We start from the raw sequence: 19,267 nt of genomic DNA on the forward strand, positions 1-19,267 counted from the left end.
CCTTAATGTTTCAGACCGGCGTAATGCTCTTCGCGGATGATGCGCGGCGTAATTTCGCGCGGCTCGATCGTCACCGGTTGGTAGATCACTCGCTTCTGTTCCGGGTCGTAGCGCATCTCGACGTAACCGGACGTCGGGAAGTCCTTGCGGAACGGGTGACCGATGAAACCGTAGTCCGTGAGAATGCGGCGCAGATCCGGGTGTCCTTCGAACACGATACCGACCAGGTCGAAAGCTTCACGCTCGAACCAGTTGGCCGAACTCCACACCTCGATCAGCGACGCCACGACAGGCAGATCGTCCTCCGGTGCGAACACGCGCACACGAAGACGCCAGTTGTGGGTCAGCGAGAGCAAATGCGAGACGGCGGCGTAGCGCGGACCGTCGTAGAGGCCATCGCCGTAGGCGGAGTAGTCCAGACCGGCAACGTCCATCAACTGCTCGAACTTCAGCTCGGGATGATCACGCAGCGTGCGCGCCACGTCGAGATAATCGCTCGCCTTGACGGTCAGCGTCAGCTCGTCGAGGGCTTCCACCAACTGCTCGGCACGGGTGCCAAGCACGTTTTGCAGGGTGGTCTTGAGTTTTTCTAGTGTAGACATGGGCGGTAGCGGTTATTTACGCGCGATCGTCGCAGTCCGCTTGATCTTTGACTGCAACTGGATGATGCCGTAGACGAGCGCCTCGGCCGTCGGCGGACAGCCCGGCACGTAGACGTCGACTGGCACGATGCGATCGCAACCGCGCACCACCGAGTAGGAATAGTGATAGTAGCCGCCACCATTGGCACACGACCCCATCGAGATCACCCAACGCGGCTCGGCCATCTGGTCGTACACCTTGCGCAGCGCGGGCGCCATCTTGTTGCACAGCGTGCCGGCCACGATCATCACGTCCGACTGACGCGGGCTTGGGCGGAACACCACGCCAAACCGGTCCAGATCGTAACGCGCCGCGCCGGCGTGCATCATTTCAACGGCACAGCACGCGAGACCGAACGTCATCGGCCAAAGCGAACCCGTGCGCGTCCAGTTGATGAGTTTGTCAGCCGTGGTGGTGACGAACCCTTCGCGCAAAACCCCTTCGATGCTCATATGCTTACCCTGAATCCTTCTGCAATGCTGCCAATTACGTTGCCGGCCTTATTCCCAGTCAAGCGCACCGCGCTTCCACAGGAACACGAAACCGACGAGCAGTTCAAGCAGGAAACCCATCATGGAGATAAAGCCCACCCAGCCGATATCGCGCAGGGCGACGCCCCACGGAAACAGAAATGCCGTTTCGAGATCGAACAGGATGAAAAGGATGGCGACGAGATAGTAGCGCACATCGAACTTCATGCGCGCGTCTTCGAATGCCTCGAAGCCGCACTCGTACGGAGAGAGTTTTTCGCTGTCGGGATTGTTGGGGCCGAGGAATTTACCGACGCCAATCAGTACCGCCCCAAGACCGCCACCTACCAGAAGAAACAGCAGGACGGGATAATAGGTTCCGAGGTTCAACTCTACCCTCTTTCGGTTAGTTCAAAGAACCGCTCTCGTCGATGGTGTGGGGACCGGAAAGCGGATGAACGGTGAGCACAAAATAAAATGCCAGCCAAAGCATAAACGCAAGGCTGGCATCGTAGAACTGTGGTGCCGACGGCGAGACTCGAACTCGCACAGCTTTCGCCACTACCCCCTCAAGATAGCGTGTCTACCAATTTCACCACGTCGGCATTCATAGTCTGCAATCCGCTGTCACTTACGAATCGCTTCAAGACCGCTATAGTAGCGCTCTTCAGCATTTTGTTCAATGCACAAATCGAATTTTTTTCGATTTTCTTTACAGCTTATTACTTGTCACAAACGCATTGCCAATTACTTGGGCACGTCCTGCGGATTGGCCACGGAAGCCGGCGCAGGAACGCCTGCCGCAGCGGGTGCCGATGCCGTTGACGGCGAAGTCGCTGCCGGCAAATTACCAAGGACACCGATGTTTGCTGCCGGCTTATACGAGCCGAGATACGTGAGGCCCAGCGTTGTCACGAAGAATACGGCCGCGAGGGCTGCCGTCGTACGCGACAGGAAGTTCGCCGAACCCGACGCACCGAAGAGGCTGCCCGACGAACCGCTACCGAATGCAGCGCCCATGTCGGCGCCCTTGCCATGCTGAAGCAACACCAGACCGATGATGCCCAGCGCGGAAAGCACCTGCACCACGATCAACAACGTTTTCAACAACCCCATCTCATCACCCGTATAGAAGAATCTGATTTACGGTGCATTTTTGATGCACCGCATCATGACTATTTCATGCCATTACAGCGCATGGCATTGGCGATCAGCGCGACAGTCCCGCCTCGCAAATCGCCAGAAAATCTGCCGCCTTCAATGCCGCACCGCCGATCAGACCACCATCGACGTCCGCCATCGAAAACAGCTCTGCCGCGTTGTCCGGCTTCACACTGCCGCCGTACAACACCGCCACATCCGTTACCGCCTCGCCCTTCGCGCGCAGCAGCGAGCGCAAATGGGCATGCACCTCCTGCGCCTCGGCCGACGTCGCCGTCTTGCCCGTGCCGATCGCCCAGACCGGCTCGTAAGCCACGACGATCTTCGCGGCCTGCTCAAGCGTCAACGCAGCAAGCACCGCCTCGAGCTGACGCGTCACCACGGCCTTCGTCTCACCCGCCTCGCGCTCGGCGAGCGTTTCGCCCACGCACACGATCGGCGTCATGCCTGCATCGAGGACACGCACCGTCTTGGCAGCGACATTCGCATCGGTCTCGGCGTGATATGTCCGACGCTCCGAGTGTCCAACGATCACGAACTGCGCGCCGAACTCGGCAATCATCGGTGCCGCAACTTCGCCCGTGAACGCGCCACTGACCTGCGCCGAGACATCCTGCGCACCAAAACCCAACACCTGCCCCGAGAGGCGGGTCTGGCATTGTGCGAGATAGGGGAACGGCACACATACGGCCGCAAGCACGCCCGGCGCGCTCAGCACCGGCGATGCCAGCAGGTCGCCCAGAAGCGCCTCGTTGCCGGCCAGACTGCCATGCAGTTTCCAATTGCCCACGACGAGCTTGCCAGCCTTGCGGCTGATGGTGCGAGCCGAAGCTGCGGTACCAGTTGTCACGCCTTATCCCCCAATGCGTATGGACGAAAAACCTCTCATTCTAGTGCGTCCGGGGCATGGGGGTCAATTTCGGCGGTTTTCCGACGTGCAAATCCGCGTGAAATGGGCATTTCACGCGGATTTACACCGTCAATCGCCTCAAGCGTGCTTACCAGGTCAATACGATCTTGCCGACGTGCGTACTGGTTTCCATCAAAGCATGGGCTTTGTCCGCCTGTTCGGCCGGGAACGTCTGATAAATCACCGGACGAATCTTGCCCGCGGCAAACAGCGGCCAGACCTTCTCGTACAGGTTCTTTGCAATGGCCGCCTTGAAGGCCACCGAGCGCGGACGCAGCGTCGAGCCGGTCACCGTCAGACGACGGCGCAGCAGTGCGCCCATATCCAGCGTGGCCTTGCTGCCGCCGAGCAGCGCAATGATGGCGATGCGGCCGTCGAAGGCCAGCGCCTGCACTTCACGCGGCAGATAATCGCCGCCCACCATGTCGAGCACGACGTCGACGCCGCGATCCTTGGTGAGCTCCTTGGCGATAGCGACGAAGTCTTCCGTCTTGTAATTGATGCCCCGCTCGGCACCCAGCGCTTCGCACGCCCGCGCTTTCTCGTCGGAGCCGGCAGTCGCGAACACCCGATGGCCCAGCGCCACCCCCAACTGGATTGCCGTCACGCCGATACCACTCGTGCCGCCCTGCACCAGCAGCGTTTCCTTCTCTCCCGTCTCGGTCTCGCCAAGGTGAGCGCGATCGAACACGTTGCTCCACACCGTGAAGAATGTCTCGGGCAGCGACGCCGCTTCGACATCCGACAACCCTTCCGGCACCGGCAGCACCTGCGCGAGCGGCGCGGCGCAGTACTCGGCATACCCGCCGCCCTGCACCAGCGCACATACGCGCGAACCGACCTTCAGGCCCCAGCGGTTGTCCGCCCCATCAAGCGCGCCTTCAACGATCTCGCCGGCCACTTCGAGCCCCGGCAGATCCGAGGCGCCCGGCGGCACCGGATACTGGCCGATGCGCTGGAGCACATCCGGGCGATTCACGCCCGATGCCTTGACTTTGATAAGCACTTCGCCCGGCTTCAGTTCGGGACGCGGCCGCTCGGTGGGTTTGAGCACTTCGGGTGCGCCGTACTGGGTGATCTCGATCGCCTTCATCGTGTCTGTCCTCGGTTCTTGGGGCGGCGCCTGCATGTCGGCAGGCCGCCTGTCTCATTGGGATCGCGAGGGTGATGCCGCCGCCGTGCGTATCGATACAAAAAATCGAAACGGACACACGCACAACAACGCACACCCTGCGTGAAAATTGGGTCGAGCCGGTACCTTATCACCGACTGCGCAATCGTGTTGGCTGATGAAGTCGGCCTCTCGCGCGTTCGGAAACAATCGGGACGATTCGGGATAAACCGGGACGTTGAAGAAGCGCCGATGGAACGCCCGCGGAACGCTCAGGCGACACTCCGGCCACACTCCGGCCACACTCCGGCGACGCATCGACGACATTCGAGACGCATTGAACACGCACTGGCACAGTCTTCGCGAATCGCGATGGCAAGGGAATCCGCCACCGCCCGCCGTCCAGTTGACGGGCGCGTCGCGCGGGATCGTGACGACCTTGCGCGACGCGCCGGATTAGCCCCGAAAGGAGGGAGCCGACTGATCGGGGCAAGCCAGCGACACCGCCCCGGAAGGACCGTCAGGCGACGCCTTCCACCCCTTCGTCGATCAGCCCGTGCCGAATGGCATAGCCGATCAGATCCGCACTATCGTCGAGCGCGAGTTTGTGCAGAATATGTGCGACATGCGCGGCGATCGTCCGCTCGCTCGAATGCATGGCATGCGCTATCTCATTGACGGCCAGGCCGTCGACCAGCATGTGAAACACTTCGTTTTCGCGCACCGACAACCCCAGATGCCTCGGTTTGTCTTCGCGCACATCGGGACTCTGCCGCGAACGCGGCCCCCGATGCGATGCCCGCGGTGGCTCACGGCGCGCACCCGCTTCGCGCCATCCTGCGTCGGAAACCGCCCGCGTTGTCGCCCGGCTTCGTCCGCCTTCAAGTTTCATGCCTGCCTCCTGTGTGAAGACTTCCCCACGCCGCAACCGTCGACCACAGAGCACCATCAACGGACGGCGTCGCTCATTGTGCGTCAGACAATTCACGCTCGTAACTTCACAGAAGCTCATCGCAACGGCATGTCCGATTGCCGTTTTCTAATGCGCGACGTTGACCGAAGTGCGCGCTCACGGCAAACGCCAACACGCTCCCTGCCCGACAGCCACAGAACATCGCACTGCCCCGGTGAGCGCCCGCTTACGCGACATGTCCGGAAACGTCGCCGCTCAGGACAAAGCGCCCGCGCCCACCGTGCTTCGCGTTATACAACGCGCGGTCTGCGGCTTCGAACAACATGCCCGGCGTCTGATCCTCACCGCACGCCACGATCGCCACGCCGACACACGCCCCCACCCTAACCTCGCCCACGGACAACACCATCGGCCGCGACGCCAGATCGAGAATCGACATCGCCGTGCGCTCGACATCAACGACATCCTGCACATCCCCCATGATGACGGCGAACTCGTCGCCGCCGAAACGGGCAATGGCATCGCTCTCGCGCACGCTCGCCACGAGCCGCTTGGCCAGACGCCGCAGCAACTCGTCGCCCAGGGCATGCCCCCACGTGTCGTTGACCACCTTGAAGCGATCCAGATCGACGAACAGCAGCGCCTGCGCACCGGCGCCTTCGCGCGCGCGTCGCACCGCGTTGGCCAGCGCCTGATCGAAGCCCTTGCGATTGAGCAGTCCGGTGAGGTGATCGGTATGCGACTCGCGCCGCCAACGCCGCTCGTTCGAGCGCTCGACGGTGATGTCGCGCACAAAGACGTGCACGCCGGCGAGCACGTTATGCGTCGCCCACTCCGGCTGATAACTCACTTCGAAGCAGCGATACGCCGTGTCTTCGCCAAAATCCCAGACGAAGGTGGCAGCCTCGCCCGCGAAGGCGCGCGACAGATGAGGGGCGAATTCGCGATAGAGCGACGGGCCGAGCAACTCGCGCGCCGTGGTGCCGAGAATGCGCTCACGCGAGCGGCGCAGCCGCAGCTCGCAGGCGCGGTTCACGAACGCGAAGCGCTCGTCGCCATCGAGAAACGCCACCAGATAGGGCACCCGGTCTGCAATCTCCTGCATGCGACGCACGTTTGCACGCGCCGCTTCGCGCGACATTTCCAGCGCTTCCGTGCGATCGCCCAACCGCTCCATCATGTCGCGAAAGGTGTTCGCGAGCGCCCCGATCTCGTCGGCACGCTGCACCGGCAGCGATTGCACGGCGCGCATATCGCCGGCGCTACGCTGCACGAGGTCTCGCAGCGTGTCGAGCGGACGCAGCATGCGCCGCGCCATCCACCACATGGCGAACGCGGCAATGCCGATCACGACAATCGCGAGAATGACCACACGACGGCGCACCCGCGCGAGCGGATCGAAGGCCTCGGCCCCGGGCAGCACCGCCACGACCGACCAGCCGGTTGTCGTCATGGGCGCGCGCGCGACGAGCGGATGCATGTGAACGAGGTCGTTCGAGCCGGCGTCGCGAACGCCGCACAGCGTCTGCACCGGTCCCACGGACGTGAGAATCTTGGTCACGTCCGCCTGAATGACGTAACGCGACGGGTTTTCGTTGGTCACCAGGCAATAGCGCCCGGTCTCACCGATGGCATTGCTTGCCAGATCGACAATGAAATTCTGCCGCAGCAGGTTGACCGCCCCGCCGATCACGGCCGTCACTTTGCCCTGCGCATTCGTGATGGGCACGGCGAGCACCATGCCCGGCGCGCTTGTGATCTTGCCCGCGATCACACTCGACGCCGCCTGCGGCGCCCCCGCGAGCAGTTGCTGGAAGTAATCGCGATCGGAGATGTTGATGGAGGTGGCGGAGAACGTCGAGTCGTAGAGCATGTGGCCGTCGGGTGCGGCCACGAAGATCGTGTTGAATGTTTCCGGCATCGACACCGACATGCTGGCGAATTTGTCGAACTGCCCGGGTGTCATGGCGTAGGGATCGCCGATATGGCGAGACATGCGGTGCAAGGCGAGAAACTTGGCACGCAGTTTGTCGTCGAGCTGATCGGCAACGAGCTTGACCTGCGAGTCGAGCTGCGCCTGCATCGAGCTTCGCAATTCCCCATAGACGAAAAACTCGATACCAACAGCCACACCGACGATCAATATCATCGAGACGAGCGCTGTCGCCAACGCGACCCGTCCCTTCAACGACTTCACCATACTGGCCCGTACGAGAGTAGCTTGTGCTGCTTTTGGTAATTTTTGCGAGAGCTTACCACCCGAAACGGCACATTTCCGGGAAACTTGAGGATAATTCGCCGCCTTCGTGTGACAGTCTCATCGATACGCGAAGGCAACATCGCAGCACGCCACATGACGGCGCGTGTCAAACCCGTCGTAAAATTGCGCATCCAACGCGCCACGATGGTGCGTACCGGCAGATGGTGTGCCGACGCACCGTGGAATTTTCCCGGCAGGGGCGACCCGCCGGAAACATCGTGACCCGACCCGCCCGACCCGAATTCATTCATGACGAGCACCCAAGCCACTCCCACCCCCGCCGCTACCGCACCGATGACGCCGATGATGCAGCAGTACACGCGCATCAAGGCCGAGCATCCGAACATGCTCGTCTTCTACCGCATGGGCGACTTCTACGAGTTGTTCCACGACGACGCGGCCAAGGCTGCGCGCCTGCTTGACCTCACGCTGACCGCGCGCGGTCAGTCCGGCGGTCAGCCGATCCGCATGGCCGGGGTTCCGCATCACGCTGTGGAGCAATATCTCGGCAAACTGGTCAAGCTCGGCGAATCGGTCGCCATCTGCGAACAGATCGGCGATCCTGCCACGTCGAAAGGCCCGGTGGAGCGCAAGGTCGTGCGCATCGTCACGCCCGGCACACTGACCGACGCCGCCCTGCTCAGCGACAAGGTCGATCAGTATCTGCTGGCGGTGCAGATGCCTCATGCGCGGCGGGCCAGCGAGCGCATGGCCGGTCTGGCGTGGCTGTCGCTCGCGAGCGGCGAGCTGCGCCTCATGGAAGTGGCCGCAGACAAACTGTCGCGCGAACTCGAACGCATCCGTCCGGCCGAGACACTCGTGCCGGATAGCGCGCTCGACGACTTCAAGGACTTCTCTCTCGGCACCACGACCCGCGTGCCCGACTGGCATTTCGACACCGCCGCCGGCACACAGCGTCTGCGCGATCAGTTGGGCGTCGCCAGCCTGACCGCATTCGGCTGCGACGGACTGAACCCGGCGCTGGGGGCCGCAGGTGCGCTGTTGCAGTACGCCGCCGCCACGCAGGGTCAGTCGCTGCGCCATGTGCAAAGTCTGAACGTGGAGCGGGAAGCCGCCTATATTGGTCTTGACGCCGCGACCCGGCGCAATCTGGAACTCACCGAGACACTGCGCGGCACCGAGTCGCCCACGCTGCTCTCGCTGCTCGACACCTGCGGTACCACGATGGGCAGCCGTCTGATGCGCCACTGGCTTCATCACCCGATGCGCGATCAACAGGTGCCGCAGTCGCGCCAGTTGGCGATCGCGACGCTGCTCGAAGGCCCCGGTACATGGCGCGCGCTGAACAGCGAATTGCGGCATGTGGCGGACGTGGAGCGGATTACGGCACGTCTGGCGCTGCTCACGGCGCGCCCGCGCGATCTGTCGAGCCTGCGCGACGCCCTGCGTCGTCTTCCCGAACTGCACACCACGCTGCGCGCCGTCGAGGCGAACTCGCCGCTGCTGGCCATGCTTCACGAAGATCTCGCCATTCCCGAGGCCGCGCTCGCGCTGCTCACGAGCGCCGTGGCGGAGGAACCCGCAGCAATGGTGCGCGACGGTGGCGTCATCGCCCGCGGTTACGACGCCGACCTCGACGAGTTGCGCGATATCTCGGAGAACTGCGGTCAATTTCTCGTCGATCTGGAAACGCGCGAGCGGGCGCGCACCGGCATCAATAATTTGCGCGTCGAGTTCAACAAGGTGCACGGCTTCTATATCGAAGTCACGCGTGGCCAGACCGACAAAGTGCCCGACGACTATCGTCGTCGCCAGACGCTCAAGAATGCCGAGCGCTACATCACGCCGGAACTGAAGACGTTCGAAGACAAGGCACTGTCTGCGCAGGAGCGCTCGCTCGCACGGGAGAAGGTGTTGTACGACGCGCTGCTGCAAACGCTGTTGCCGCACATCACCGAATTCAAGCGCATTGCGCAGGCGCTCGCTCAACTGGATGTGCTCGCCGCCCTGGCCGAACGTGCCGAGACGCTGGGTTGGGTGAAGCCGGAGTTGGTGCAGGAGCGCGTGGTCGATATTCGCCAGGGCCGCCACCCGGTCGTCGAACAGCAGGTGGAACGCTTCATCGCCAACGATTGCTCACTGGGCGACGCGCGCCGCCTGCTGCTCATCACCGGCCCGAACATGGGCGGTAAGTCGACGTTCATGCGTCAGACCGCGCTGATCGCCCTGCTCGCCTATGTGGGCTGCTACGTGCCGGCCGAAGCCGTGCGTCTTGGCCCGCTCGATGCGATCTTCACCCGTATCGGCGCGTCGGACGACCTCGCCGGCGGCCGCTCGACGTTCATGGTCGAGATGACCGAATCGGCAGCTATTCTGCATACGGCAACCGACCAGAGCCTCGTGCTGATGGACGAAATCGGACGTGGCACCTCAACGTTCGACGGCCTCGCCCTCGCCTGGGCGATCGCACGTCACCTGCTTGGCCACAATCGCTGCTACACGCTGTTCGCCACGCACTATTTCGAACTGACGCAACTCCCGGATGAATTTCCGCAATGCGCCAATGTGCATCTGTCGGCCGTGGAGCATGGCGAAGGCATTGTGTTCCTGCACGCGGTGCAGGACGGTCCCGCAAGTCAAAGCTATGGCTTGCAGGTCGCACAACTCGCCGGCGTGCCGATGCCGGTCATTCGCGCGGCGCGAAAGCATCTGGCGTTGCTGGAACAACAAGCGCTCGATCCCGCCGCGCCGCAGCTCGACCTGTTCGCCACGCGAGCACCTGCCGACGACAGCCTCGACGACTTCGATGAAGACGCCGACAGCGCGACGTCGCAACAAGGTACGAACGGTACCGCGCATCACGCCGCCGCGCTCGATCCGGCGGCAGAGGCCGCGCTGGCACGTCTCGCCCAAATCGATCCGGACGACCTGCGCCCCCGCGAGGCACTCGACCTGTTGTATGAACTGCGGGGCCTGATGGACGGCCGCGCCAACGCCTGAGCGCCCATCGCCCATGTCGAGCCTGCGTCGCCCGCGCGCCTCTCGCCACCCCGGCACCGGCCTGCTGGCCGCGTGCCTCGTGGCGCTCGCGCTAGCCACAGGTTCGGCACTCACGGCAGCGGCACAGGGCAACGCAAAGCCCACCGCGAAGGCTGCGGCAAAGACCGCGGCAAAAGGCCCGGCCAAGCCGCCCCCATTCGATTTTGCGGTGCTCGGCAACACGCCGTTCGGCAATAGCGAAGTCCCGTTGGCGCGCAGTGTGCTGGCCAATATCGGCGACACGCAAGCCGCCTTCGTCGTTCACGCGGGCAATCTGAAAGACGTCTCGGAGTCGTGCCGCGACGAACTCGTCACGCAACGTCTGAACCTGCTCGCGAGTTCGCCCAAGCCTTTGATCTATGTGCCCGGCGCCAACGACTGGGCCGATTGCCAGCGCGCCAGCGAGGGAAACTACAACCCCGTGGAGCGCCTCGACTTTCTCCGCGATCACGCCTTCGACGACGACGCGCTGCTTGGCCCGGGGCCCGTCGGTTTCGCGCAGTTCGATCTCACGCGTCAAAGCGAGATGGCGCGCTTTCGTCAATACCGCGAGAACGTGCGATGGTTCTATCAAGGCGTGGTATTCGTCGGCCTGAATCTTCCCGGCAACAACAACAATTACCGCTCGGCCGGCGGGCGCAATGGCGAATACGAAGATCGTGTGATTGCAACGCGCGTGTGGTTACAACATGCGCTCGTCTACGCGCAGCAAAAGGACGCGATCGGCATGGTCATCATCGCGCAGGCCGACCCCGAGTTCGAACCGGCGCGCAGCGGCGGCCTCGGCGGCATCTTCTCGGAACGCGCCGGACGACGTGGCGTGGACGGCTACAAGGATTTCCGGACGCAGTTGCAACGACTCGCCAACCGCTTCAAGGGGGCGATCCTGCTGATCGACAGCGGCAAGACAATGCGCCACACGCAACCGCTGCGCGATGCGCATGGCGCGACCATCAAGACGTTTACGCAACTGAGCAGTTACGGCTCGCCGACGGCAAACCGTTGGGTACGCGTGCGCGTCGATCCGCGAACGCCGCAACTGTTCCGTTTCGAGAGCGTGGTGTTACCCGCGAATAGCGCGGCGGCACCCAATGCTCAACGCAGCAATGGCGCAGCGCCTTCCATGGCCGTCACGCCGAATCCCGAGCCAGGCAGATCGCCTGTCGGTAGCGCATCCGCGGCAGGTGCGGCGCCCTACGCCGCGCCGTACTCCGCGCTGTACCCCGCTTCCAGCCTGGGCACAGGCGCCGGCGCGGCCAATTCAGTCAGTTCGGACCCCAATCAGGGCGTCATGCCCATCGGGCCCGCACTCCCGGCCAACGCCACGGCACACCCGTTTGCGCACAGTCGCTGAGTCGGCGGCCCAAATGCAAACGCCGAGCCCGACGCATCGCGTTATGCAATGCGCCGGACCCGGCGAATGTCCTGCTACGACCTCCGTGCTTCGTGCGTCACCCGCCGCCCGCAAGGCGGCAGCGCGACGTCGAAAACTCAGTGCAGCGTGGGAGTGTCGTCTTCGTCTTCGTCGACAACCTCGAGACCCGACGCGCCGTGGGCGTGCTGGTGCTCGATCTCTTCTTCCGTTGCCTGACGCACGTCGGTCACCTTCAGCTCAAAACGCAGGGCCATGCCGGCGAGCGGATGATTGCCGTCGAGCACGACCTTGTCGTCGGCAACGTCCGTCACCGTATAGATCAGCGTGTCGGATTCGTCGTCGCCATCTTCCGGCGTGCCTTCGAACTGCATGCCGACTTCGAGCGGTTCCGGGAAACGGCCACGCTCTTCGATCTTGATCAGTTCGGAATCGTAGTCGCCGAAGGCGTCACCCGGTTCCAGTTGCAGTTGCGTTTCGTAGCCGACGTCCTGACCATCGAGCGCTTCCTCGATCTTGGGGAACGTGCCATCATAGCCGCCGTGCAGATAAACCATCGGCTCGGCACCGCTTTCTTCGATCAGGTTGCCCTGAGCGTCCGACAACTTGTAAGTCACCGAGACGACGGTATTCTTTTCGATCTTCATCAAACTCTCCGGAAAACAGCCCGCATTATACGCGCAGCCGTATGACAGCGACCCGGCAACGACCTGAAGCGACATCCGGGACCCCAAACGTGCACCTCGCACGTGTTGAATCCCGCGCGAATTGCCGCACCTCGCACTCGCTTGCCGCAGACCGCCATGGGATGACCGGAGACGCTGCCGTCACCCCTGCCGTCACTTTTAACGCATCGAACTCCGCATGACGACATCCCGCCCCACATTGCCCTTGCTCGGCGGCCTTGCCCCCGAGGCTTTCATGAAGCGCTACTGGCACAAGCGCCCATTGCTCATCCGGCAAGCGATTCCCGGCTTCACCGCACCGCTCTCGCGCGACGCCCTGTTCGCCCTGGCCGCGCAAGACGACGTTGAATCGCGACTCATCAGCCACGCACGCAAACGCTGGCAACTCGATCATGGCCCCTTCGATGCCGACGATCTGCCGCCGCTGACACGCAAGCAGTGGACGCTTCTCGTGCAGGGCGTGAACCTGCACGCACCGGCCGTGGATGCGCTCATGCAGCAGTTTCGCTTCATTCCCGACGCGCGTCTCGATGATGTCATGATCAGCTACGCGACCGACGGCGGCGGTGTCGGTCCGCACCTCGACTCTTACGACGTCTTTCTGCTGCAAGCCCATGGCAAGCGACGCTGGCGCATTGGACCGCAACGAGACACCACCTGGCTTGAGGATGTGCCGCTGCGCATCCTCAAGCACTTCGATGCGGAGGAGGAATGGGTGCTCGAGCCGGGCGACATGCTGTACTTGCCGCCGGGTTATGCACACGACGGCGTTGCCGAGGGTGAGTGCATGACGTACTCGATCGGTTTTCGCGCGCCGCTCGAGCAGGAGATGCTGCAAAACTTCCTGTACTACCTTGCCGAGAACGCACCGGAACTGTCGTTCGCGCGCCATTTCGCTGGCCGATACGCCGATCCGAAGCAACCTGCCGTCAAACATCCGGCCGCGCTGCCCGACGCCATGGTCGACACGCTCGTCGCACAACTCGAGAAGGTGCGTTGGGGACAAAAAGAGGTGGGGGATTTCCTTGGCCGCTGGTTGAGCGAACCGAAGTCGCATGTGTTCTTCGACCCGCCGGAAACGCCGCTTTCGGAGGTACGTTTCGTGCGCGAAGCCTCGTTACGCGGTCTGTCGCTCTCGCCCAAGACGCAATTGTTGTATCGACGCAACCAATACTACGTGAACGGTGAGCCGCTCGAAGTGCCCGTCAGTGCGCGATCGACGTTGCGGCGCCTTGCCGACAGCCGTCGGTTGAATGCAGAGGAATGTGCGAATTTCGAGCAAAATAGCCAAGAAATCGTCGAAATTCTGTACGATTGGTATGCTTCGGGATGGCTGCAACTCGAACCAGACTCGAAGACCGTGCGAAAGTTGCGCGCCGTAAGGAAAAAAGCGGGGTAAATGCGCGAGATTGACGTGACGCGTTGGGGAAAACCCAATATAATTTCTCGCCAAGCAGCTTGCATGACCAAGGGTAATCCTCAATTGCCAATGTCTCGCAATCGGCTTTGCGCTGGCAAGAGCGTATTACCGTAACTAATTATTCATTCGCTTGTCTTCTACCATAAAAGGACGTGATCATGAAGAAGTCTCTCCTCGTCGCTTCGTTGTTGGCTGCTATGGCTCTGACCGCCTGCGGCAAGAAGGAAGAAGCCGCTGCTCCGGCCGCTGACGCTGCCGCTTCGGCTGCTACGGCTGCTTCGGACGCTGCTTCGGCTGCTGGCGCTGCTGCTGACTCGGCTGCTTCGGCTGCTGGTGCTGCTGCTGACACGGCCGCTTCGGCTGCTGGTGCTGCTGCTGACGCCGTGGCTTCGGCTGTTGACGCTGCTGCCAGCAAGTAAGCTCTCACTGCCGCAAGGCAGTTGAGCAAAAAAAGCCGGTCTTTCGACCGGCTTTTTTGTTGTCTCGACTTTTGTTGTCCCTACGCTGCGCAAGCTGCGCGTTCGCGTGGAACGCCCGCGCATTCGCCCCGCCTCGCGCCGACCACTGACATCAGCACGTCAGCCAGTCAAAGCCCCCTGCCTGCGTCGCCACGAGGATCTCGGTTGCCTCGGCACCGATGACGGCGGACATGGCCGCCATCGCCAGTTCGGGCGTGTTGTTCTGCTCGCTCAAATGCGCGCATATCACGCGCTGCAACTTCGCCCGGTCGATCGCGCCCAATATCTCTGCCGCCGCCTCGTTTGCCAAATGACCATACGTGCCGCCGATGCGCGCCTTGAGCGACGGCGGGTACTTGCTGTTGGCCAACATCGCGCGGTCGTGATTGCACTCGAGCACCAGGGCATCGCAGCCGCCCAGTGTCGCGATCAGATGAGCCGTCGGGCACCCGGCATCCGTAAGCACCCCCAAGCGGCGTGCGCCGTCGGAAAACACGAACTGGAGCGGTTCACGTGCGTCGTGAGGCACGGTGTACGGATGAAGCTCGATATCCCCTACAGCCAGCCGCTCGTCGGAACGGCACCAGCGCACGAGCGCATCGTCTTCGCCACGCTTGAGCGTCGCATGGACTTTGACGGCCTGCCCCGTTCCCCAGCTCATGATGAGAGGAATCCGGTACTTGCGCGTGAGGGAAAGGGCACTGCCGATGTGGTCGGCATGCTCGTGCGTGATGACGATGGCGTCGAGTGACGCCACGTCGATCGAGCGCGCCGTCAAGCGCCGCTCGACCTCTCGCATCGAGAAACCGCAATCGAGGAGAATACGTGTCGTGGAGGCGCCTTCCGACGCCTCCACCAGCAGGGCATTACCTTCGCTGCCACTGCCTAAACTAGCGAACCGCACACCCCGCCTTAACGGAGCTGGTTGCCGATCACACTAATGATCGTCTGCGCGATCTGCGAGTTGTCGACGTTACCCTTGTCGTCGAGCACTTGCACGCGCGTCTGGCTGTCGCCACGACCTTGAACGTTCACGCTGTACTTCTTGGCCTTCTTGCTGTCCTGCACTTCCTTCGCATGGAACAGGCTGTAGAAGAAGCCATTGTCCTTGGCAAGCGTTGCCGGATCGACATAGCTCACGAAGTACAGACCCTTCGCGCGGTCACGATCGTCCACGGTGAAGTTACCGCGATCGAGCGCTACGCCCACGCGACGCCATGCACGATCGAACGGCTCGTTGATGTCGAGATAGGCTGCGTCGGCCGTCTTCACGACCTGGCTCGTCGGCACACCCGACTTGGCCCCTTCGACCTGCGCCTGTGCCTGCTCGGTTTGCACGCCGAAACGCTGCATCAGCTTGGTCAGGAAGATGGCCTCGAGACCCGGATCGTTCGGCGCCGGCTCCCATTTGGTCGTGTCCTTCTGGGAGTTCGTGAACACTTCCACCATGCGACGGTGCGTAATGTAAATGTCCGTGCCGCCGTTCGGATCACGTTCCACGCGGGTACGGAAACGGTCGCGTTCGCCAGTCGAATACAGACCGTCCATCACTTTGCCGAGCAGATCGCGGATGATGTCCTGATTCAGCTTTGCGCGGTTCTCTGCCCAATCGGTTTCCATCACGCCCGTGTCCGGCGAATCGATCGTGAGCACGAAACCGTTCTCTTGCCAGAATTCGCGCAGCGTCGGCCACAGATCGCCCGGGGCCTTCTGAATCACGAGCCAGCGTTCGTTGCCATCGCGCACGACCTTCATGCCCGGCACGGCCGGCAGCACGGTGTCCGTCGGATTCGTTGCCACGACCTTCTGCTGGGTCTCGTAGGTCGACAGCGTGGCGGTACCGGCCGGCGTCACGTACTTGCGGTCAGCGGCCTGAACATTCGTCAGATCCGGCGGAACGTCGAGCGAGGGGCCGGTCTTCGAGCTTTTATAGTCCACCTTATCTGAGGACAAAGCGCTCGAGAGGGAGCTGCATCCGGCGACGAGGGCCAACGAGGCAATAGCGGCCCATGCCAGCACGGGACGAGCTACGGAATTACTGACGATTCGTTTCATGAGTCGCAAAAAAAGGGTGGGCAATCGAACCCGGGTGCTTGAACGACAGCTTAGACAACGGCGATGTTGGCCGACTTGAGGGCACCCAGCACCGTGTCCTGATACGCCTGCGCAAGCGGCGTGAGCGGCAGGCGAATGCCCGACGCGATCATGCCCATCTGTTGCAGCGCCCACTTCACGGGGATCGGATTGGCTTCGACGAACATGGCACGGTGCAGTTCGAACAACTGGAATTGCAGTTCCCGTGCCTTGGCCACATTGCCGGCCAGCGCAGCGACGCACAACTCGTGCATCGCACGCGGTGCCACGTTGGCAGTGACCGAGATATTACCCTGACCGCCCATGAGCATGAGCGCAACAGCCGTCAGGTCGTCGCCGCTATACACGGCGAAGCTCTTCGGGGCACGCCGGATCAGGTCGATGCCACGATCCAGATTGCCCGTGGCGTCTTTCACGCCAACGATGCCGGGCACTTGCGCCAGACGCAGCAGCGTATCGTTGCTGGCGTCTGCCACGGTACGGCCGGGCACATTATAGAGGATGACCGGCAGCTCAACGGCTTCGGCAATGGCGCGGAAGTGTTGGTACTGGCCTTCCTGCGTAGGCTTGTTGTAGTACGGCACGACCTGCAGCGACGCGTCGGCGCCGACCTGCTTCGCATGCTTCGTCAGTTCGATGGCTTCTGCCGTCGAATTGCCACCCGTGCCCGCGATCACCGGCACCTTGCGGCCGCGCGACTTGCCGGCTTCCGCCGTTTGCTGCACGGCGATCTCGATGAGTTCGCAATGCTCTTCGACGTTCACGGTCGGCGATTCGCCCGACGTACCGACGATGACGATGCCGTCGGTCCCCTCGTCGACATGCCAGTTGATCAGGTTACGCAGTGCTTCACGGTCAAGGCTGCCGTCTTCTGCCATCGGCGTGACAATCGCGACGATACTGCCTTGAATCGGAGTTTGGGTAGTCATGGTTGATCGAACAATTCAGCGATAAGGGTGGATTGTAGCGGATTACGCGCCCGCCTCGTACAGCGCGGCAGTGCCGGGGTTTTCCCCGGGGGCGGCACGCGTTGCGCACAAGCGCTGCACGCATGCCGCACGCGGTGCCGGCAACGTGACGTCCTCATACGCCGTCACGCGCAGATTTGCCGCATGCGCCGCGTCAAGCAATTCACCGGGTGCCAGCAGAAACAACGGGTTGGACGGCTTCCCGTATCTTTCGTTTCCCTGCGCAAAGGTTTCGTAAATCAGCACGCCGCCCGGCGCCACGCTGGTGGCGATGCGCGAGAGCAGCGGCCGGTGCAGATAATTCGTCACGACGACAGCATCGAACGTTGCCTCGGCAGCCAACGGCCACGGCGCCCCCTCGAGATCGGCGGTCAGTGTCGTGACGTTTGCCAGCATTGACATCGTGGCAAGCGCTGCCTCGTCGCGATCGATGGCCGTGACATGCGCCCCGCGCGCCGCAAGCCAACGCGCATGACGCCCATGACCGCACGCCAGATCCAGCACGCGCGCGCCCGGCGCAATGAGATGCGCCCAACGCACCAGCCACGGCGACGGTGCGCCAACGCCATGCATCGCGCCGGAGACGGCAGCATCCGTCATGAATATTGCAGCCCCATGGCTTCGCGCACGTCGCGCATGATCTCCTGCGCGGATTTTCGAGCTTTCTCACAACCGTCCGCCACGATGGCACGCAGCAACGAGGGATCGTCCATGTATTTTTGTGCACGTTCGAGCATCGGCTGCTGCTCGCGCAGAATGCCCTCGATCACCGGCTGTTTGCACTCGAGGCAACCGATGCCCGCGCTGCGGCAGCCCTTCTGCACCCAGTCGCGCGTATCGTCGTCGCTATACACCTGATGCAATTGCCATACCGGGCACTTCTCGGGGTCGCCCGGATCGGTGCGACGCACGCGCGCCGGATCGGTCGGCATCGTGCGTACTTTCTTGGTGATCGACTCGGCGTCCTCGCGAAGACCGATGGTGTTGTTATAGGACTTCGACATTTTCTGACCGTCGAGCCCCGGCATGCGTGACGCCGGCGTGAGCAATGCCTGCGGCTCGACCAGAATCAGCTTGCGCGCCCCCTCCAGATAGCCGAAGAGGCGTTCGCGATCGCCCAGCGACAGCGATTGCGACTCGGAAAGCATCGCACGAGCCTGCTCGAGCGCCTCGTCGTCGCCCTGCTCCTGATAAGCCGTGCGCAGCTCCAGATACAGCTTCGAGCGCTTGCCGCCAAGCTTGCGCGCCGCCGCCAGCGCCTTCTCTTCGAAGCCGGCTTCCCGGCCGTACAGATAGTTGAAGCGCCGTGCGATCTCGCGCGTCATTTCCACGTGCGGCACCTGATCCTCGCCCACCGGCACATGCAGCGCACGGTACAGCAGAATGTCGGCCGCCATCAGGACCGGATACCCCAGGAAACCATACGTCGACAGGTCCTTTTCCTTGAGCTTCTCGATCTGCTCCTTGTACGTCGGCACGCGTTCGAGCCAGCCCAGCGGCGTGCTCATGCCGATCAGCAACGCCAGTTCGGCGTGCTCGGGCACTTTGCTCTGAATGAACAGCGTGGCCTGATTCGGATCGATCCCGGCGGCCAGCCAGTCGATCAGCACGTCCCATACGTTCTGCTCGATGACTTCCGGCGTTTCATAGTGCGTCGTGAGCGCATGCCAGTCGACCACGCAGAAGTAGCACGGGTACTCCGACTGAAGCTGAATCCAGTTCTTGAGCACGCCGTGGTAGTGGCCGAGGTGCAGGCGACCGGTCGGTCGCATGCCGGAGAAAACGCGTTCGGGGTACATGGT

General features: G+C 62.6%; 18 protein-coding genes and 1 tRNA gene. 4 read left to right on the top strand and 15 right to left on the bottom strand.

The features are described from left to right. Nucleotides 1–2: 2 nt before the first annotated feature. From PI93_RS18465 to PI93_RS18505, 9 genes are all read right to left on the bottom strand, one after another. Nucleotides 3–602 carry an NADH-quinone oxidoreductase subunit C gene (locus tag PI93_RS18465; RefSeq protein WP_039368612.1) on the bottom strand — a complete coding sequence of 200 codons (600 nt, stop codon included), beginning with the start codon at nucleotides 600–602 and terminating at the stop codon, nucleotides 3–5. A gap of 12 nt (nucleotides 603–614) precedes the next feature. Then, nucleotides 615–1,094 (bottom strand): NuoB/complex I 20 kDa subunit family protein, encoded by a 480-nt coding sequence (locus PI93_RS18470; protein ID WP_010807413.1) that lies wholly within the window; start codon nucleotides 1,092–1,094, stop codon nucleotides 615–617. A 48-nt stretch (nucleotides 1,095–1,142) separates the two neighbouring features. After that, complete coding sequence (locus PI93_RS18475; RefSeq protein WP_039368621.1) at nucleotides 1,143–1,502, bottom strand: NADH-quinone oxidoreductase subunit A; 360 nt, start codon at nucleotides 1,500–1,502, stop codon at nucleotides 1,143–1,145. Nucleotides 1,503–1,632: 130 nt separating this feature from the next. After that, nucleotides 1,633–1,717 (bottom strand) — tRNA-Leu (locus PI93_RS18480). Nucleotides 1,718–1,859: 142 nt separating this feature from the next. After that, on the bottom strand, nucleotides 1,860–2,228 hold the full coding sequence (gene secG / locus PI93_RS18485) for a preprotein translocase subunit SecG (protein ID WP_039368622.1): 369 nt from the start codon (nucleotides 2,226–2,228) through the stop codon (nucleotides 1,860–1,862). 94 nt (nucleotides 2,229–2,322) lie between these two features. After that, nucleotides 2,323–3,090, bottom strand: a complete 768-nt coding sequence (gene tpiA, locus PI93_RS18490) for a triose-phosphate isomerase (protein WP_039368701.1) — start codon at nucleotides 3,088–3,090, stop codon at nucleotides 2,323–2,325. 181 nt (nucleotides 3,091–3,271) lie between these two features. Then, the gene (locus PI93_RS18495) at nucleotides 3,272–4,276 is read right to left on the bottom strand and encodes an NAD(P)H-quinone oxidoreductase (RefSeq protein WP_039373632.1); all 1,005 of its coding nucleotides are present in this window, start codon (nucleotides 4,274–4,276) and stop codon (nucleotides 3,272–3,274) included. A 538-nt stretch (nucleotides 4,277–4,814) separates the two neighbouring features. Further along, entirely contained in the window at nucleotides 4,815–5,186 is a 372-nt protein-coding gene (locus tag PI93_RS18500) for a response regulator transcription factor (protein ID WP_158453308.1), read from the bottom strand. 247 nt (nucleotides 5,187–5,433) lie between these two features. Further along, nucleotides 5,434–7,407, bottom strand: coding sequence for a sensor domain-containing diguanylate cyclase (locus PI93_RS18505; protein WP_039373633.1), 1,974 nt, complete (start codon nucleotides 7,405–7,407; stop codon nucleotides 5,434–5,436). A 309-nt stretch (nucleotides 7,408–7,716) separates the two neighbouring features. Between PI93_RS18505 and mutS the strand changes: the two genes are divergently transcribed. Both mutS and PI93_RS18515 read left to right on the top strand, forming a co-directional pair. After that, a complete protein-coding gene (gene mutS / locus PI93_RS18510; RefSeq protein ID WP_039373634.1) occupies nucleotides 7,717–10,428 on the top strand; it encodes a DNA mismatch repair protein MutS in 2,712 nt (903 codons plus the stop codon). 13 nt (nucleotides 10,429–10,441) lie between these two features. Beyond that, the gene (locus tag PI93_RS18515; RefSeq protein ID WP_052240912.1) at nucleotides 10,442–11,821 is read left to right on the top strand and encodes a hypothetical protein; all 1,380 of its coding nucleotides are present in this window, start codon (nucleotides 10,442–10,444) and stop codon (nucleotides 11,819–11,821) included. Between the two features lie 137 nt (nucleotides 11,822–11,958). Here the strand turns inward: PI93_RS18515 and PI93_RS18520 are convergent, their stop codons facing one another. Beyond that, on the bottom strand, nucleotides 11,959–12,486 hold the full coding sequence (locus PI93_RS18520; RefSeq protein ID WP_039373636.1) for an FKBP-type peptidyl-prolyl cis-trans isomerase: 528 nt from the start codon (nucleotides 12,484–12,486) through the stop codon (nucleotides 11,959–11,961). Nucleotides 12,487–12,703: 217 nt separating this feature from the next. On the opposite strand from PI93_RS18520, the gene PI93_RS18525 reads away from it, so the two are divergent. Then, nucleotides 12,704–13,924: a ribosomal protein uL16 3-hydroxylase gene (locus PI93_RS18525; RefSeq protein WP_039373637.1), complete on the top strand. Its 1,221-nt coding sequence runs from the start codon at nucleotides 12,704–12,706 to the stop codon at nucleotides 13,922–13,924. Nucleotides 13,925–14,103: 179 nt separating this feature from the next. Next, nucleotides 14,104–14,364: a hypothetical protein gene (locus tag PI93_RS18530; protein WP_080759361.1), complete on the top strand. Its 261-nt coding sequence runs from the start codon at nucleotides 14,104–14,106 to the stop codon at nucleotides 14,362–14,364. 151 nt (nucleotides 14,365–14,515) lie between these two features. On the opposite strand, the gene PI93_RS18535 is transcribed toward PI93_RS18530, so the two are convergent. Genes PI93_RS18535 through PI93_RS18555 form a run of 5 tightly spaced genes read right to left on the bottom strand, consistent with a single transcriptional unit; the run spans nucleotide 14,516 to nucleotide 19,264 of the window. After that, entirely contained in the window at nucleotides 14,516–15,307 is a 792-nt protein-coding gene (locus tag PI93_RS18535) for an MBL fold metallo-hydrolase (protein WP_039373640.1), read from the bottom strand. Between the two features lie 8 nt (nucleotides 15,308–15,315). Beyond that, nucleotides 15,316–16,458, bottom strand: a complete 1,143-nt coding sequence (bamC, locus tag PI93_RS18540; protein WP_039373641.1) for an outer membrane protein assembly factor BamC — start codon at nucleotides 16,456–16,458, stop codon at nucleotides 15,316–15,318. Nucleotides 16,459–16,508: 50 nt separating this feature from the next. Continuing rightward, the gene (dapA, locus tag PI93_RS18545; protein WP_039373642.1) at nucleotides 16,509–17,426 is read right to left on the bottom strand and encodes a 4-hydroxy-tetrahydrodipicolinate synthase; all 918 of its coding nucleotides are present in this window, start codon (nucleotides 17,424–17,426) and stop codon (nucleotides 16,509–16,511) included. A gap of 42 nt (nucleotides 17,427–17,468) precedes the next feature. Next, nucleotides 17,469–18,065 carry a class I SAM-dependent methyltransferase gene (locus tag PI93_RS18550; RefSeq protein WP_039373644.1) on the bottom strand — a complete coding sequence of 199 codons (597 nt, stop codon included), beginning with the start codon at nucleotides 18,063–18,065 and terminating at the stop codon, nucleotides 17,469–17,471. After that, on the bottom strand, nucleotides 18,062–19,264 hold the full coding sequence (locus PI93_RS18555) for a tryptophan--tRNA ligase (RefSeq protein ID WP_039373646.1): 1,203 nt from the start codon (nucleotides 19,262–19,264) through the stop codon (nucleotides 18,062–18,064). Before PI93_RS18555 ends, PI93_RS18550 begins: the two co-directional genes overlap by 4 nt. Between the last annotated feature and the right edge of the window lie 3 nt (nucleotides 19,265–19,267).

This window comes from Pandoraea fibrosis (genome assembly GCF_000807775.2).
Taxonomy (GTDB): Bacteria; Pseudomonadota; Gammaproteobacteria; order Burkholderiales; family Burkholderiaceae; genus Pandoraea; species Pandoraea fibrosis.